Origin of the sequence: Fulvimarina endophytica (assembly GCF_003403015.1) — a bacterium.
GTDB lineage: Bacteria > Pseudomonadota > Alphaproteobacteria > Rhizobiales > Rhizobiaceae > Fulvimarina > Fulvimarina endophytica.
The window spans coordinates 150,771-168,191 of sequence record NZ_QURL01000002.1; the positions used below are offsets into that span (position 1 = coordinate 150,771).

Annotated in this window: 9 protein-coding genes; 4 read left to right on the plus strand and 5 right to left on the minus strand. The window is 67.4% G+C overall.

The window, feature by feature from the left end:
* Nucleotides 1–180: 180 nt before the first annotated feature.
* Nucleotides 181–1,413 carry an MFS transporter gene (locus DYI37_RS04150; RefSeq protein WP_116681960.1) on the plus strand — a complete coding sequence of 411 codons (1,233 nt, stop codon included), beginning with the start codon at nt 181–183 and terminating at the stop codon, nt 1,411–1,413.
* Nucleotides 1,414–1,612: 199 nt separating this feature from the next.
* Here the strand turns inward: DYI37_RS04150 and msrA are convergent, their stop codons facing one another.
* From msrA to DYI37_RS04165, 3 genes are all read right to left on the minus strand, one after another.
* Entirely contained in the window at nt 1,613–2,197 is a 585-nt protein-coding gene (gene msrA / locus DYI37_RS04155) for a peptide-methionine (S)-S-oxide reductase MsrA (RefSeq protein WP_245413799.1), read from the minus strand.
* Nucleotides 2,198–2,538: 341 nt separating this feature from the next.
* Nucleotides 2,539–4,170: a PRC-barrel domain-containing protein gene (locus tag DYI37_RS04160; RefSeq protein WP_158555080.1), complete on the minus strand. Its 1,632-nt coding sequence runs from the start codon at nt 4,168–4,170 to the stop codon at nt 2,539–2,541.
* A 316-nt stretch (nt 4,171–4,486) separates the two neighbouring features.
* Nucleotides 4,487–4,651: a DUF1328 family protein gene (locus tag DYI37_RS04165; RefSeq protein WP_116681962.1), complete on the minus strand. Its 165-nt coding sequence runs from the start codon at nt 4,649–4,651 to the stop codon at nt 4,487–4,489.
* A gap of 331 nt (nt 4,652–4,982) precedes the next feature.
* Here DYI37_RS04165 and DYI37_RS04170 point away from each other — a divergent pair, with 331 nt between their 5' ends.
* A complete protein-coding gene (locus DYI37_RS04170) occupies nt 4,983–5,921 on the plus strand; it encodes a diacylglycerol/lipid kinase family protein (RefSeq protein ID WP_116682384.1) in 939 nt (312 codons plus the stop codon).
* 250 nt (nt 5,922–6,171) lie between these two features.
* On the opposite strand, the gene DYI37_RS04175 is transcribed toward DYI37_RS04170, so the two are convergent.
* Nucleotides 6,172–15,270, minus strand: coding sequence for an apolipoprotein A-IV repeat region-like domain-containing protein (locus DYI37_RS04175; RefSeq protein WP_116681963.1), 9,099 nt, complete (start codon nt 15,268–15,270; stop codon nt 6,172–6,174).
* Nucleotides 15,271–15,757: 487 nt separating this feature from the next.
* On the opposite strand from DYI37_RS04175, the gene DYI37_RS04180 reads away from it, so the two are divergent.
* Together DYI37_RS04180 and DYI37_RS04185 are read left to right on the plus strand one after the other, a co-directional pair.
* The gene (locus DYI37_RS04180; RefSeq protein ID WP_147307882.1) at nt 15,758–16,132 is read left to right on the plus strand and encodes an Hpt domain-containing protein; all 375 of its coding nucleotides are present in this window, start codon (nt 15,758–15,760) and stop codon (nt 16,130–16,132) included.
* Between the two features lie 126 nt (nt 16,133–16,258).
* On the plus strand, nt 16,259–16,579 hold the full coding sequence (locus DYI37_RS04185; protein ID WP_116681965.1) for a 2Fe-2S iron-sulfur cluster-binding protein: 321 nt from the start codon (nt 16,259–16,261) through the stop codon (nt 16,577–16,579).
* Nucleotides 16,580–16,597: 18 nt separating this feature from the next.
* Here DYI37_RS04185 and DYI37_RS04190 read toward each other — a convergent pair whose 3' ends face one another.
* A complete protein-coding gene (locus tag DYI37_RS04190; RefSeq protein ID WP_116681966.1) occupies nt 16,598–17,302 on the minus strand; it encodes an HAD hydrolase-like protein in 705 nt (234 codons plus the stop codon).
* Nucleotides 17,303–17,421: the final 119 nt, after the last annotated feature.

Sequence of the window (17,421 nt, forward strand, 5' to 3'; positions counted from 1 at the left end):
GGTGACGGATGCGGTCCCCCCATGCGATGATCGAAGCGGCGTTTCCAGCCGTCCGCGCACGGCCGGCGTCGCCACGCGTCTCGCGCCCTCGTCGGGCGGCGGGACGGGACGTCCTCCTCACCATGCCGCCACCGCCCGGTCTCGCGCTGCGCCGTCGCATGGAAACCGAATGCGAAAACCATGCCCGATTTTCTGACCTTCCTGTCGCGCAACATGCGCTGGATCGCGGGAGGTTTCCTCCTGTGCTTCTTCTCGTCCTTCGGGCAGACCTTCTTCATCTCCCTGTCGAACGCGCAGATCCGCGAGGCCTTCGCGCTCAGCCATGGCGAGTTCGGCCTCATCTACATGGTGGCGACCCTCGCGAGCGCGGCGACCCTTCCCTTTCTGGGCGGTCTTCTCGACCGGTATTCGATCATGGCCGTGTCGATCGGCTCGATGGCGATGCTGACGGTCGCGACCCTCGCTCTGCCCCTGGCCGGATCGATCGTGACGCTGGTGATCGCGCTCTATCTCCTGCGCCTCTTCGGTCAGGGCATGATGACCGAGATCTCGCATACGGCGATCGGCAAGTGGTTCGTCGCGAGCCGGGGGCGGGCGATCGCGGTAACGACGCTCGGCCTGCATTTCGGCACCGCGCTCTTCCCCTTCGCCTTCGTGGCCCTGAGCGGGGCTTTCGGGTGGCGGGGAGCGTGGATGGCCGGCGCAGCCGTGATGCTGGTGCTCGCGCTTCCGCTCATCGCAGGGCTCGTCAGGCGCGAACGCGATCCCGTCGCATCCGAGCCGCCGAGTCCGGACAAGGTCCCGGTGCGCGACTGGTCGCGCAGAGAGGTGCTCCGCGATCCGAATTTCTACGTGGCGCTGGTCGGCGTTCTGGCGCCGCCCTTCATCGGGACGACGATCTATTTCCATCAGGTCTATCTGACGGAGCTGAAGGGCTGGTCGCTCGACATCTTCGCCCTGGGCTTTGCGGCGATGAGCGCAATGACGGTGGTGACCACGCTTCTCGCGGGCTCGGCGGTCGACCGGTACACCTCGGTTCGCCTGCTGCCGAGTTTCCTCGTTCCCCTGGCCGCCGCCTGTTTCGTCGCGGCGGTGGGCGATGGGACGTGGACGATCTTCGTCTTCATGGGTCTCCTCGGCATCAGCACGGGCCTGTCGTCGACGCTGGTCGGCTCGCTCTGGCCCGAACTCTACGGCGCCGCCCATCTCGGTGCGATCCGTTCGATGGTTCTGTCCGCGGCGGTGCTGTTCACGGCGATCGGGCCCGGTCTCACCGGTTTCCTGATCGATATGGAAGTTCCCTACGAGGCGCAGCTCGCGGCCATGGGCATCTACAGCGCGGTGGCGGCGATCGCCATGCTGAACCTTTCGAGGAAGATCGTCGCCGGCCGGATCGCGGCCCCGGCGCGGTAAGACGCCTGCCGCATCCGCCGCTTCCGCTCGGATCGACCGGGGCAGGAGAGACGGATGGGAAACCGGCCGCTGCCTCGTCGAAGGAGGCCGGGGATCGTTCTTCCCCGGTTAGGACGGCTAAGACCCGAATGCGCCATCCGGGCCAACGCACCGGCGTGGGGGAGTTCAACCCTTCCGGCGCGCCGCGACCATTCGACGATCAGCCGACGGCGTCCTTGATGCCCTGATAGGCCTTGTCGCCCCACACACGCTCCACCGTGGCATTGCGTCCGCAGCCGGCACGGTAGAACTTATATTTGACGGGGTTCTTCTTGTAATAATCCTGGTGATAGCCTTCCGCCGTCCAGAAGGTGGACGCCTTGCGCACCTCCGTCGCAACGGTCCCGAGGTCCTTGGCGACTTGCGCCTTGGTCGCCTCGGCCTTCTTCAACTGGTCGGAATTCGTCGCGAAGATCGCGGTCGTATAGGAGTGGCCACGGTCGCAGAACTGGCCGCCGCCGTCGGTCGGGTCGATCGAGTGCCAGTAGACGTCCAGCAGCTTGTCGTAGCTGACCCTGGACGGGTCGAAGGTGACCCGGACCGCTTCGAGATGTCCCGAATGGTTCTGATAGGTCGGGTTCTGGCTCTCGCCGCCGATATAGCCTGACGTCGTGTCGAGAACGCCGTTCACGTGGTCGAAATCGCTCTCGACGCACCAGAAGCAACCTCCCGCGAAGATGGCGGTCTGGGTTTCCTGGGCCGTCGCGGTTCCGGTGGTGGTGGAGGCGATGGCTGTCGCCGCCAAGGTCGCGGCGACGGTGAAGGCGGAAAGGTTCGAAGCGAAGCGTAGGGTCAAGATCATCTCCCGGTTCGAATGGGGCGCGGCATTCGTGTCCGACACGGCCAGGCGCGAAAGCCCCTTGTCGATTATTCGTTCTGGCCCGGAAAAAGGTTTCGCGCGAGCGTTTCGAGCGATCTCGATCGGGCCGCCTGTCGCCGCACCGCTTCGCAAACGGCGCTACCGATCATCTGCATTCGCCCTATGGCCAGGTTCGCCATGCGGGCTGATCCGGAGATCGTATGGCATGAACGAAAATAGGCCCGCGCGAGGCGGGCCTATCGTCATGTTCGATCGATGGAAACCGATCAGTTGCTCTGCTGCTGGTTGCCTTCCTCGGGCGCCTGGTATTCCGGGGCCGATTCGAGCTGTTCCTGCGTCATGTTGGACTGAACCGTGAGGTCGCCGCCCGAGTCGCGCATGATGTTCAACTCGTCGAGCTTCATTTCGACCGGCTTGGCGCCGATGCCGAGGAAGCCGCCGACGTCGACGATGATCGCGTCGACCTGGCCGTCCGGCGACAGGACGATGTCGCTGACATCTGCGACGGTCTCGTTGTTCGGGCCGACAACCGACGAACCGATCAGATCGTCAGCGGTAAGCGTCGAGGTATCGGAGACCGGCTCCATGCCTTCCTGCGAGCCGGCTGCACCTGCTGCTGCCGTGGTGCCGGCCGCATCGGTGTTACCAGTCGCGTTCTCTGCGGCGTTCTCGGTCGACTGCGCGGCGTTCTCAGCGGACTGCGCCGCCTGATCGCCGGCCTGCTTCATGCTGTTGCCGGCCTGATCGGCAGCCTGACCGACTTCCGTGGCAGCCTGATCGGCGGCCTGGCTCGTCTGGTCGACGGCCGAGCCTGCTGCGGCACCGGCGGCTGCGCCCGTGGCTGCGGCCGTTCCGGTCGCGGCCGAACCGCTCATGTCGGAGCTCTGCTGGCCGTCCTGCGGACGCTCGTCATCGAAGGAGGGAGCTGCTTCCAGCTGCTCGCGGTTCGACGCGTAGACGATCTGCGGCGTGCCGTCTTCCTCGCGGTTGAAGGTCAGGTCGTCGAACGGAACCGCGACGTCCTTCTCACCGATTCCGAGGAAGCCACCGACACCGACGACACCCGCGACGATCTCACCCGAGGACGAGACGACGAGGTTGTTGACGCTGCCGAGCGTCTCGGCATCCTGACCGGTGCCGGTCACGACGTTCGAGCCGATGATGTTCTGGGAGAGATACTGGTTCTCACCCACCATGGTCGGTGCGTCGGACGAGCCGCTGGCCGCCATGTCGGACTGTGCGGTCGCCGCACTATCCGTCGAGGCCGCCGAACCGCTGGCCGCCATGTCGCCACCCGTTGCCGAGCCACTCGCTGCCATATCGCCGCCGGTGGTCGCGCCACCCGTCGCCATGTCGCCGCCGGCGGTGCCGCCCGCTGCCTGTTCGCCGGTTGCCGAACCGCTGGCCTGCGCGTTCTGCTCGTCCGGCATCTGGAAGGCCGGCATCGCTGCGAGATCCTGGCCGCCGGAGGCCATCGTCGCGCGCGGCTCGCCGTCCATCATGGTCCACTGGATCTGATCGAAGGGCACGGCCACCTGCTTCGACTCTTCGCCCTCGGTCGTTACGATCGCGGCGACGATCTGACCGTCGGCGTCGAGAAGGAAGTTGTCGATGGTCGCGACGGCTTCGGCATCCTGCGCATCGCTCGCATAGATCGACTTGCCGTTCAGATTGGACGCCAGATACTGATCGGAGGAGAGGTTCTGCAGGAAGTTGCCCGAGCCCTGCATGCCCTGCTGTGCGGAGGCGTCCGCAGAGGTTGCTGCCTGGCCGTCCATGCCCTGCTCGGTCTGCGCGGCCTCGGGGGCCTGCGTCGCGTTCTGGTTCGCATCCTGAGCATAGGCTCCGGTCGCGAGAACTCCGGCAAGGGCAGTCGAAACGAGAAGTCTGCGTAGCATTGTCATGTCCTTGTCTGTCTTTGTTACGACAGCGCCGCGAGAGGCCTTCCCAAGCTTCCGGGTGCGGCGGTGATGGCTGGTAAATGACCGCGGCTGGCGAAGGTTCCGGCCGATGCGCCGATCATTTCCTTCAATCGGTTCAATGGGAAACGGCCAGCTAGGGCCCGGAAGACGCGATCCGGCAACGCGATGCGCGGCGCGGTGCGGCGGCACCACGCTCGCGCATTGCGTGCATGCGTCTGAAGGCGTGCGAGGGGCGATCCGGCCGTGCGCCGACGGAACGGCGAGGCTTCACGCCTCTGCCGGATCGGCGTCGTCAGGCGAAGACGATGACGCCGAAAAAGAGGAGGACGAGGACGCCCACGAGGACCAGGAAGATGAGGAACTTGGCCAGACCGCCCGCCGCGCCCGCGACGCCGCGAAGGCCGAGAAGGCTCGCGATCGCCGCGATGATGAGAAGAATGACGATGATCTCGAGCATGACGGGCCTCGCGGTTCGGTCGAATGGCGGTCTAGATGGAGCAGGCTTTCGCCCCCGCCAGTCGCGGGCAGGGTCTCGATGTGAAGCGTAACGCTGGTCGAGGCTTCAAGGCCGTCTTCCTCGCCGCCGCGCCTGACCGATCCGTACCCCTCCGCTCCGCGAGCCCGTTCGACGGGCACGTCGTCTTCGCGCCTTTCCGCCTTAGATATTTCATGCATGACGAAATGCCTTCGGCGTGGACCGGCACCAATCCGGTGCCCACGCGTTTGAGGCAGCGGCGACCGATCCGATGGCTATCGATGCGGTCTTGGCGGACAGGAAAGGCGAAGCGATGAAGGTTCTGGTTCTTCTCAACCAGGATGGGGGGACGCTGAAGACGACCGACCTCGACTGGCTGTCGCGGATCATCGAAGACGAGTTCACCGTCCAGGGCCACAGCGTGGATGTCCGGCGAAGCGCCGGCGAGGACATCGTCCGCTCGATCGACGAGGCCCTCCAGCGCACCGATATCGACGTGCTGATGGTGGGCGGGGGAGACGGCACCGTTTCGGCGGCCGCGGCGCGATGCGCCGGCACCGATGTCGCGCTCGCGATCCTGCCGGCCGGGACGATGAACCTTTTCGCCCGCACCATCCAGGTTCCGTTGGACCTCGAACGCGCGGCCGCAGCGCTCGCATCCGGGCGGGTGACCCCGGTGGATGTGGGCCGTGTGAACGGCGAGGTCTTCGTCCACCAATATGCCGTCGGCCTGCATGCGCGCATGGTGCGCATGCGCGACAAGTTCTCCTATCGAAGCCGGTTCGGCAAGGTGATCGCGAGCTGGCGGGCGGGCTGGATCGCCATCCGCACCCTTCCCCAGATCAAGCTCGAGATTGAACTCGACGGCAAGACGCGGACCATCAAGACCGCAGCGGTCGCCTTTTCCAACAATTTCTACGGCACCAATCACGTGCCGTTCGCGGATAATCCGAAGGGCGGCGTTCTCGGGGTCTATGTCTGCAAGGCGAAGAGCTTCCTGCGGGTCTCCAAACTCGTCCTCGACATCATGCGCGGCGCCTGGCGCGAGAATGTCGACCTCGAATCGAGCCAGGTGAAGCGGGTGAAGATCCTCTACAACGGCCGTCATCACGAGGACCGGGCGGTGCAGGACGGGGAGCTGGTTCGCCTCGAACGCGAGACCGTGATCGAGATCGATCAGGGTGGCCTCAAGGTCCTCGCGCCGGCCGAGGCGACCTATCTCAGCGAAGGCCCTGCGGTTCGCGCGGCCTGAGACGGCCATTCCTGTTCGCCTGGCGAGGGGAAGGTCCGGATCCGCCGGTGACGGGAGTGGGCAGGCTCTCGACTCGGCTCGGTTCGGGCGCAGTGCCTCTCATCGCGTCCGGACCGTGGGACGGCCGTCATCCGGATATTTCCGAACTGTCCGCACACCCCCCGAGAGTCTCGGCGCTTCGATGCGTCTTACATCGCGTTATCGGTGATCCGGCGGCGACGGGCGAAGACGGGGCCGCCGGATCGGGACCTTATTGGTCGAGCTTGCCGGCCGAATGGGCGAGCATGGTATAAACCTTGCCCGTATTCGTCGTGAGATAGGTCTCGGTCAGATCCACGTTCGGGTCGTTCCGGCGCGCTTCCGCCAGAAGCTTCTCGAAATCGGCGATATATTCGAGAACGCTCTTGCGGAACGCCTCGTCGCGCTGGAAGCGCCGGCGCACGGTATCGAAGGTCTGCTGGCCGCGGATCGTGTAGAGCCGGCGGTTGAAGACCTGGGTCTCGCCGCGATTGTAGCGGTTCCAGAGATCACGCGCCGTCCGCGTCTCGATCGCCTTCGAGATCTCCTCGGTGAGGTTCTTCAGCTGGTCGCCCGGATTGTCCTCGCTCGCCGATGGAGCAGGGGTGGCCGGAGCCGAAACCGTTGCGTCCTCGTCCTGGGAGGCGCGGCGCAACAGGTCCGAAACCCAGCCGCGGCTTTGCGGCTCCGCAGGCTGCCCGGCATCGGCTCGCGGTGCCGGCGCCGGTTCGGCCCGGTTCTGTTCGCGCGCCTGCGGGGCGGCGGGCTGGACTGGTGAAGACGCGCGGGCAGAGGACATGGTCGGCGGGCCCTGGAGGGGGCCGGTCGGCGAGGACGTCGAGTTGGACGACGTCGATGTCGAGCTCGGAACGGACGGCGATGGGGAGTAGGCGGAAGCCGAAGTCCGCCCGGCGGTCGGCGCCGAAGCCGGCGAGGACGGCGCCGGACGCTCCATGCGCACGGGGTCGGAGCCGCGCATGTCGCGGGCGAGATTGCCGTCCATCAGGAAGGATGCGGCGAGCCGGTCCTCGAAATCGCTGTCGTTGAGTTCCTCTTCAATGCGCGGCGCGGCTGCGGCGGGACGCTGCGGATCGGGTGCCGCAGGTGCCGCGGGGCGCTGCGGGACGGATTGGCGGGGCGCCTCCGGCTCGCGCGCCGGCTGAGACATCCGCGGCTCGCTCGGCCGGACCGGCTCGCTCCGGCGCGTCTCCGGGGCCGTGTAGGCGGCGGCGCCCTTCGCGGCGGCGGCCGTCGGTGCGATGTCGAGCGCGCCGCCGGTGCGCTGGACGATCTCGGAGAGATCGCGCAGCGCCCGCAGCTGGTCGGTCACGGCCCGGCGCATGGCGGCCGTGGATTCCCGTGTCTCCTCCGGCAGGTCGAAGACGCCCTTCTTGATCTCCGAACGGGCCGAATGCATTTCGTCCTGGATCACGGAGGCCGTGCGCCGGATTTCGTCGGTCGCGCCCTCGAAGCGTTCGGTGGCTTCCGCGACGGCGCTCTGCACGGCTTCGCGAATCGCCCGGGCTGCGGCCCGCGAGCGCTCCTCGGTGTGTTGGAGGCGGCGTCCGGCATCGTCGAGGGTCCCCCCGACGTCGGAGGACAGACGCTCCGAGATCGAACGTGAACGCTCCTCGGTCCGGTCGAACAGGTCGTTCATGAGCGTCTCGAAGGACCCGACGCTGCGGCCGATCTCCTCGGACCTGGCCACCAGCGAACTGGCGAGTTCGTCGAGATTGCCGCGCCCGCCGTCCATCGTCTCGCGCAGCCGGCTCTCGCTGGTCTCGATCTGCCGGACCGTCTGGCCGAGCGCGGCGCCGTGTTCGGCGAAGGCGTCGACCATGGAGGAGACCTTCGAGAAGGTGCCCATCGAGATGCGGTCCAGACGTTCGACATTGCTCTCGAGCGTACGCGCGGTCTCGGCGATCTGCTGCGAGGCCTGCTCGGCCATGGCGGCGAACTTCTCGCCGGACTGCTGGAGCGTGGCATCGATCGCGCTGAGATCTGCGGCGCTCTGCTCCACGAGGCCGCGCAGGTCGCCCGAGGTCTGGCCGAGGCGGCTGATGAGCGATCCGAGCTCGCCGGAAAGCTTCTCGCGCAGGTCCGAGACATCGGCCGTCGCGCTGCGGGCCCGTTCGTCGAAGGCGCGCATCACGTTGTTCGCGGCCTCGTTGATCGCGGCGACCGTATCGTCGGCGCGGCTCGCGAGCTGGCCCATCAGCGGCTGGGCATCGTCTTCCAGAAGGCGGACCAGCTGTTCGCGCTGGGTGCCGATCGCATTGGTGAGCTCGATCGTGCGTCCCTGAAGCTCCTCGCTGAGACGGCGGGCGCGCTCGCCGATGCCCCGCTCGCCTTCGCCCAGACGCTCCTTCAGTTCGGTCTCGATGATGCGCCGGATCTCGGCCGAACTCGTCGCGAGAACCGCCGATATGGTCCGTGTGCGCTCTTCGAGCTCTTCGGACATGGCGCGGCTGCGCGCCGCGATCCGCTGTTCGGAGTCCTCCATCTTGGCGGCGATCTCGTCGCCCATGGCTCCGGCCGCATCCAGAAGCTGGCGGCGGGCCTGCTCGGTCTGCCGGCGGATCGTCTCGGAGATGGTGGAGAACTGTTCCGAAAGATCGGCGCTGCGCGACAGAAGCTCCTCGCGCGCCTCCCGCGCATCCTGCACGAAGGACTGGGAGAGGCCGACGATGTCCCCGCGCAGTTCGCCCGCGATCGTCGTCGCCTCGGTCCTCAGCGAGGAGGAGGCGTTCTCGATCTCGGAGCGCACGGTCTGCGCGACCTGGCGCAGTCCCTCGTCGAGGCTGCTGTTCTGCAGGAGTTCCTCCAGCTGCGCCGAGACGATCGTCAGTTCCTCGGTGAAGCGGGTGGCCCGGTCCTCGAGGCTGCGGGCCGCATGATTGGTCTCGTCGCGCAGCCTCAGGGAGGCGCCGGCGATGCGCTGTGCGAGCTGATCGGTGTTCTCGCGCAGGGCCACCTCCGACGTCGATGCCTGCTCGCTGAGAAGATTGGCGGAGGCCGCGATCTGCGCCGCGATGGCCTCGGCCTGTTCGCGCATGGCCTCGCGGCCCTCGCCGGTGGAGGAGAGGAAGCGCGCTTCCGTCTCGCGGATCATCTCCTCGAAGCGCTTGGAATTGCGTTCGAACTCCGCCGAGACGCCGACGGTGACGTTGGACAGGGCGTCGGCCAGCGCCATGCGCTGGGCCGCGAGCCCGTCCTGCACCGTCGAGACCTCCCGCTGCATGTCGCCCGCAAGACTGGAGATCGTGCGCGAAAGCTGTGTCGCCTCGGTGGCGAAGCGGTTGCGCGACTCTTCCGAAAGAGTGCGCAGCGCCGTGGTCGCCCCGGTGATGTTCTCGGCGATCCGCTGGCTCTCGCGGTCGAGCGAGGTCTCCGCCTGGCCGATGCGCGAGCCGAGTTCCCCCGCCAGCGCGGACAGGCGCTCCGACAGGCGGTTCGCCTCGTCCTCGATCTGGCGGCGGGCGGCCTCGCCCGAAGCCGTGAACAGGCTCTCGATGCCCGAGAGATTGTCGGCCATCCGGTCGGTCTCGCCCTGCAGGCTCTCGCGGGCCCGCGATACCTCGCCGGTCATCGAGCGCATGGCTTCGGCGATCGTGTCCCGGATGGTCTCGGCGATCGCGCCCGCACGGCTGTTGAGCGTGCTCTCCACATTGGCGAGACCGCGCTCCAGCGCCGAGGATATCGCGGCGCTGCGGCTGTCGACGGCTTCGACGAGGCTGGTCGAGCCCTCCTTGAGGGAATGGAGGAACTCGCCGCGCCGCTCGTCGAGGGCGGTCGAGACATTGGCGACGCTCTCGTCGATGGCGCGGCGCACTTCGTCGCTGCGATCGCCGAGGGTCGCGGCGGCGACGCGCGAGGCTTCCTCAATGGTCGAGGCGAGACTTTCGCGCCGCTGATCGAGGATGGAGGAGAGATTGCGGTCGGCCTCGCTCAGGGAGCGGTTGATCTCGTCGACGCGCTCGCGGAGCGTGCGGGCGATGGCCGAACCGCCGCCCGACAATTCGCTGGCGATCGCTTCGCGTCGCTCGTCGAGCCCGGCCAGCATCGTGGTTTCGGAGGCGGCGACGAGGGCGGCCATGGCGCCGAGCCGCTCGTCGAGCCCGTCGACCAGCAGCCGCTGGGCCTCGCCGATGATCGTGCGCAGGGTCTCCGCGCGGCCCTGGAGGCCGCTTTCGGCCAGCTGGACGCGGCCGGCGACCTGTTCGGCAAGACTGCTCGCGCGCTTGTCGAGATCCTCGACGAGCTTGCCTTCGGTGGAGAGCGCCAGCTCACGGATGCGCTCGGTGCGCTCGTCGAGACCCGAGATGACCATGGACAGAGCCTGCTCGATCGCCTCCATCTGGGTCGTCGCATTGTAGTTCAGCGAGGACGAGAAGGCCGAGGAGCGCTCGTCGAGATCGTTGCGGAAGCGTTCGCTCTGGCGGTCGATGCTGTCGCGGATCGCCCCGCGTGCGTCCTCGATCGCCGATGCGAGGGCGTCCACCCGCGAGGCGACGTCCGCGGCGACCGAGCCCGCCAGATCGTCGAATCGTCCGTCGAGCGTGCCGATCCTCTCGTCGAGCCCCGCCAGCATGCGCTCGCGGATCTCCTCGGTGATCGAGGCGAGGATCGACGCGCGGTCTTCCAGATCGCCGCGAAGGGCCTCCGAACGTCGATCGAGGCCGGCCAGAAGATCGGCGCCGCCCCGGTCGATGGTCGAGCGAAGGGTGTTCGAGCGGTCCTCGATGGAGGAGAGGAGTCGGCCGCCCTCGCTCTGCAGCGACTGGCTCAGGCGTTCGGACCTGTCGGAAAGGAGCGTCGCGATCTGTGCGATCCGGTCGTCGAGCCCGCCCGTCAGCGTGTCGCGGCTCTCCGCGACGAGGTCCTGAAGGGCGCGTCCGCGATCCTCGAAGACCCGGACGAGATCTTCCTGCTTGTCCTCGAGCCCCCTTGCGACGATGCCGTCGGCCATGCCGATCAGGGCTTCGATGCGCTGGACGCTGTCCTCGATGACGTTTCGCATCTCGCCCGCCTTCCCGTCGAGATTGGCGAGGAAGGTCTGCGAGTTCAGGGCGAGGCTGGATTCGAGGTCGGCATTGCGCTCGCCGAACGCCTGTTCCAGCTTGGTCTGACGGTTGGAGAGGATGGATTCCAGATTGCCGACGGCCGCGATCAGCGCATTGCCGATCGACTGGGTGCGGTCGTGGATGGCATCGATGCGCGAGCTGGTGAGGCCGTCCATGGAACGAAGGTTCTGGTCGAAGGTCTCGCGCATGTCCTCGCGCCCCCGATCCAGCGTATCGGACAGGGTGGCGAGGCGTTCGTCGATGAGCGCGCGCACTTCCTCGGCCTTGGCGTCGAAGGCATGGCGGCGATCGTCGAAGAGCCCTGCCATCTGGCCCGAACGGGCCTCGATCAGCGAGCCGAGTTCCCCGAGGCGGTCGTCGAGATAGGTGCGCACTTCCTCGGCCCGGCGATCGAAGTCGCGTTGCCGGTCCTCGAAGGTCGTGGAGATCGCGCCGGTACGCTCCGTCAGCGTCCGGTTCAGGCTTTCGAGGCGGCTGTCGACGAGATTGCGGATCTCGCTCGCCGCGTCGTCGAAGGCGTAGCGGCGCTCGTCGATCGTGTCGGCGATGCGGTTGCGACGCTCGTCGAGCATGGATGTGAGGCTCGCGAGCCGCTCGTCGATCGTCCGGCGCATGCCGTCCGCGGTCTGCGCGAAGGCGCTGGCACGGTCGTCGAGCGCGCCGGCGATCTGGCCGCCGCTGGCATCCAGAAGCGCCGCGAGGTCGGTGAGCCGGGTGTCGAGATCGGTCGAGATCGTCCTCGCCCGGTCCTCGAACGCCGACTGCCGCCCCTCGAAGGCGTTCGAGACGCGCTGCGTGCTCTCGTCGAGCATCGCGCCGAGGCTTTCGAGCCGGTCGTCGATCGTGGTGCGAAGGCCGTCGGCCTGCCGCTCGAACTGCGCGCGCCGCTCCTCGAAGCCCGAATTGATCTCGCCGCCGCGCTCGTCGAGAACGCGCGCCATTTCGCCGAGCCGGGTCTCGATCTCCAGGGAGACGCTGCGCGCGGTCTCGGAGAACTCGCGCTGGCGCTCCTCCATCGATCCCGAGACGAGGCCCGCGCCGGCGGCGAGAATGCCGCCGATCGTCGTCATGCGCTCGTCGAGGAGACCGCGCAGATCGGCCATCTGGTCGTCGAAGAGGGCGCGGGCGCGTTCGGCGCGCTCGTCGAACACGGCCTGGCGCTCGTCGAAACTGCGGATGATCGCGTTGCGATCGGCGTCCACCTGCCGGGTGAGATGCGACAGCCGGTCCTCGATATCGCCCACGAGCGAGCGCGCCCGATCCTCGAATTCGCGCTGGCGGTCCTCGAAGGAGGAGGCGATCTGACCGGTATTGGCGGCCAGAAGGCCGCTCAGTGTCTGCAATTGTCCGTCGAGAACGTCGCGCAGATCGTTCGCCTGGTGCTCGAACGAGGCCTGACGGTCCTGAAGAACCGCGCCGAACTGGCCGTATCGCTCGCCGAGCGCCGAATTGAGGCGATCCAGACGCTCGTCGATCAGCGCGCGCAGGTCCCGCGCCTTCTCGTCGAAGGCCGACTGGCGCGCGTCGAAGCTCTCGCCGATATCGCCGACGCGGTCGGAAACGAGGCGGGTGAAGTCCGACAGGCGGTCGTCGAACATCGCGCGGGTTTCGGCCAGAACCATGTCGCTGCGCTCGGCAAAGCCCTGATTGCCGGTATCGAACGCCGCGACGATCTGGCCGGAGCCGGCGTCCAACACGGAATTGAGGCCGGACAGGCGCTCGTCGAGGAGCGCGCGCAGGGCATTCGAGCGTTCCTCGAAGATGCGGCCGCTGTCGTTGACGACGATATCGGTGCGCGTCGCGATCGCGCGGTGACCGGCCTCGAAAGCCTCGACGATCTCCTGCGCCCGCTCGGAGAGGGCGCGGGCGAATTCGCGCGAGCGCTCGGTGAGGGAATAGGAGATGCGCTGGGTGGCCTCCTCGATGATCCGCGCCCGCTCGTCGAGCGCATCGACGAGATTGCCGCCGCGCTCGGTGAGCGAACGGTCGATCGCCTCGAGGCGGTTGTCGAGATCGTTGATGGTCCGCTCGCTGGTGTCGGACAGAAGCATCGCGGCCCGTTCGGTCCGCTCCGAAAGGCTGGTCTCGAGGGTCGTCAGGAAGCGCGTGGAATTGTCGTCGAGCGCCTGGCGGCGGCTGTCGATGCTCTCGCCGAGGCGTTCGATATAGACCGTGTCGCGCTCGCCGATCTCGCGCAGGCGCTCGTTGAAGGCGCCGTCGAGCTGGGTGAGGAAGGCCTGGGCCTCCCCGGCGAGACCCTGCAGGCGCTGGTCGAAGATCGACGCCATGTCGGCGATGAAGCGCGAGGTATCCTCGGTAAGCGCGGAGCCGCGAGCCTCGAACAGGCCGCTCGCGGACTCGTTCGTCGCCATCAGCTGGCGATCGAATTCCCGGGCCTGGGCCTCCAGGCGATCGACGAGCGCGTTCGAGCGCGCCTCGAATTCGTCCGTGCGGGCGCCGAGGCGTCCGTCCAGATTGGAGATCACGCCGCGGCCGCGGGCATCGAGTTCGTCGCTGCGATGCTCGATGACCCGGTCGAGGTCGCCGAGGAAGCCGCCGCTCTTTTCGGCCAGTTCCCGCAACCGCTCCTCGAAGGCGGCTTCGAGACCCAACAGGAAGTTGCGGGTCTGGGAGGACATCGTCACCGAGCGCTCGTCGAGGGCGGAGGTGAGATCTTCGAGGAACTGATGGTTCTCGCCGCCGAGGCGCGCGCTTCGATCGGCGAGAAGGCCGTTGATCGCCTCGCCCGAGGCGATCAGGCGCTGCTCCATCTCCTGGCCGATGGCGGTGAGACGGGTGGCCAGCTCGTCGGTGCTCGCGGTCAGCGACTGGGCGCGGCTTTCGAGGAGGGCACCGATGCGCTCCTCCGAGGACTTGACCCGGAACTCGATGTCCTCGCCGATGGTGGAAAGCCGTTCCATCAGCCGGTCGGAGCGCTCGCTCATCGTCACGAGGCGCGTATCGAGTTCGCCCGCGACGTTCTCTCCGGTGAGGCGCAGGGTCTCGGTCGCCTGCTCGCCGCTGCGGGTGATCCGCTCGATCAGGTCTTCGCTATTGGCCGACAGGCGGCCGCTGATCTCGGTGGAGCGCTCGTCGAAGAGGCTCGCCATGGTGTCCGAGCGCTGGGAGAAGTCCTCCGCGAGCGCCCGCGACCGGTCGTCGAAGAGCGCGGTGAAGCGGGCGGACGCCTCCTCGATGCGCGACAGGATCTGCTCGGAAGCCTGGTCCACATCGGTGAGAAGCTGCTCGTGCGAGCCGACTACCGAGGAGCGCATGCGCTCGGCATGGGACAGCATCTGCTCGCGCTCGGAGCCGAGATCGCGTACGAGGGTACGAATCTTCGCCTCGTTATCCGCATAGGCCCGCTCGAGGGCGGACACCTCGCCATGGACGACGTTCTCGAGCTCCATCGTCCGCGACAGCGCGCGCTCGACGCTCTCGCCGAGGGAGGAGACCTCGCGGCGAACGGCCTGTCCGACGCTCGCCACCCGGTCGCTCGCCACCGTCTCGGGCTCGACGAGCTTGAAGGCGACTTCGGCCAGCGATCGGCTCATCAGCCTGAGATCGCCCGAACGGCGCACCAGCACGGCGAAGGCGAAGAAGAGGAGAACGGGCAGGAACGCCCCGGCCGTGACGAGCGCGAGGAGGGTTCCCTGGCCGGGATCGGACAGGGTCAGCCGGTCGCCGAAGACCTGATAGGAGAGGAGGGCGGCGAGGGCGAGCCAGACGACGGAAACGCCGGCGGCGATCCACAGCGGGGTGTTCGAGGCCCGGCGCGAAAGGAGGGCGTCCGCCATGGTCGCGGTGCGCCGTTCCTCGTCATTGGCCGCGCGCTGCTGGGCAAAGCTTCTCTCGTTCTCGGCATTCGTGCCCGAGGGCCGGTAGGCGCTCGAACCGGCGTCCTGATTGGCCGCGAGACCCGTAACGACCGGTTCGCCGCGGGCCGCCGGCACGGCAGCTGCCGCTCCCGCAAGACCTGCCCCGGCAAGACCCGCGCTCGCCGCCGTCGGCCCGAACGGAACGTCGTCCTCGGCGCGCAGCTGCTCGGCCGTCTCGCCGAGCTGGCGCTCGAACTCGTCGAGGGAGAAGTCGATATCGGTCTCGTCCGGCTTCTGGGCCTGTTCGCCGTAAGCCTCGCCCTCGGCCTTCGGCTGGTCCGCGTCCCCGTCCATGTCGGCCGCGAGCGCAGCTTCGAGCTCGCTCACATCTTCGTCGGAAAGCGGATCATAGGCTTTGGACTTCGACATCGTCGTTACGCCTTCATACTCGTTACTCGCGTCTCGGCCGTGCGCCCGGACCCCCTTGAGGAGGTCGCCAGCGGCGCGCGTCGGACGCGGCAGGGATCGGATGCGCCTCGACCATGGGGCGCGTGCCGGACCCGTTCTCATGCGCGGTCGTATTCCGTCTTATCGTATCGGTCCCGAAATGGGAAAGGAACCGCGATGAATTCGGGTTTCGACAAGTTTAAATATAAGGTTAATCGGCGACCGCCATCGCCCGGATCCTTGCTGGTGCCGCATGCGAAAGAGCGCTGCGTTTTCTGTGGATGGGCGCGAAGGCTCGGCACGACAGCCATCCGTGCCCGGTTCGAAGGGTTGGAAGACCTGTTGCATCCCTCGGACACACGCGTTCCGGCAGAACCCGCGTTAACGCTTCGATGATCCGTTTGCCGCAGCATCGAACGGCGAGCCCGGGCCGCTCGTCTTCGATTTCGGGCCCATGGAGAACCCGGCGATGTCCGTCGCAGCCCGCCTGTCCGAGGTCGCAGAGCCGACCATCCGCCAGCCTGTCGCCCCGCCCTCGTCGGGGCGTCCGATCGATCTCGTCCATCTGGCACGGCAGACCTGCGGGGACCGGGCGCTGGAGCGGAGCGTCCTCTCCATGCTGGCGCGCCAGATCGAGGCGGCCGAGACCGAACTGCGCCGCCTGCCGGCCTCGGAACGCGCGCCGCTCGTCCACGGGCTCAAGGGAACGGCCCGCAATGTGGGCGCCTTTACCCTTGCCGATGCCGCAGCCGACCTCGAAGCGGGACCTGCGAGCGGCGAGCGGTTCGACGCCTTGATCGCGGCCATGGTCGCAACGCGTCTCTACGCCGCGGCGCTGGTTTGACGACCAGCTCGGCCCTGCCGGGTTCGCCTCCGGTTGACAGCCGCAGGCCTCATGCCGATAGCTCCGGGCATCTTCGATAGGGCGCGGGCCGAAGGCTCCCGCAACAGGACCAGGAAGCCAGATCCGATGCCAAAGATCACCTTCGTCACGCCGACCGGCGAGGAAATCGAGGTCGATGCGAGAAGCGGCACGACCGTGATGGAGAACGCCACCCGCAACGACGTCGAAGGCATCGATGCCGAATGCGGCGGCGCCTGCGCCTGCGCCACCTGCCATGTCTATGTGGACGAGGCGTGGACCGACACGCTTGCGGGACCGGAAGCGATGGAGGAGGACATGCTCGACTTCGCCTACGAGCCGCAGCCCAATTCCCGCCTGTCCTGCCAGATCATCATGCGCGACGACCTCGACGGGCTGAAGGTCCGGGTGCCCGAGAAGCAGGCCTGAGACCGGCCGGTCGCCTCTTCAGGTCTGCGCGCCAATATCCCCCGAGGGCATCCGGCCCGCGATGAGATGTCCGGCGAGTTCGGGCGTCAGGTCCCGGTAGTTTGAGATCACCCGCGTCGCGCCGTCCCGCGCGGCCTCGTCCGGGGCGTAGCCGAAGTCGACGAGGATCGAGGGCAGGTCGAGCGCCTTTGCGGCGGCGATGTCCGTCATCGTGTCGCCGATCATGAGGGTTCGTGCGGGCGAGCCGTTCGAGCGCTCGATCGTGCCGCCAAGATGGACGGGATCGGGCTTCATGCCGCTGAAGGTGTCCTGCCCGCAGATGGCGGCGAACCGCGCCGAAAGCGCGAGCTCGTCGAGAAGCTTGACCGCCAGACGCTCTCGCTTGTTGGTGCACACCGCCAGCGTCCAGCCCGCCGCCTCCAGGCGCTCCATGGCGTCGAGGACGCCGGGAAAGGGCCTCGAGGTCTCGGCTATATTCGCTTCGTAATGGCGCAGGAACCGGTCGAGATGGGCCTCTGCGAGCGCCACCGGCAGATCGGCGCCGAAATGGGCGTAGGCTGCGGCAAGCATCGCCTTCGCCCCGTGTCCCGCATGGGGTCTTGCGACCTCGATCGGGATCTGCGGCAAGCCGCCGGCCTCAAGGCATATGTTGAGGCTGGCGACGAGATCCGGCGCGGTGTCGATCAGCGTTCCGTCGAGGTCGAAGACTGCCAGCTTCGTCATATGTCCGATGTCTCCAAAACCGTCGATCTCTCGTTCTCATCCAGCCGGCAAACGGGGAGGGGGCGGGCGATGCCCGGCCTTTGCCGTCGACAAGTGCGAGGCTAGGGCTTAGTTCAAAC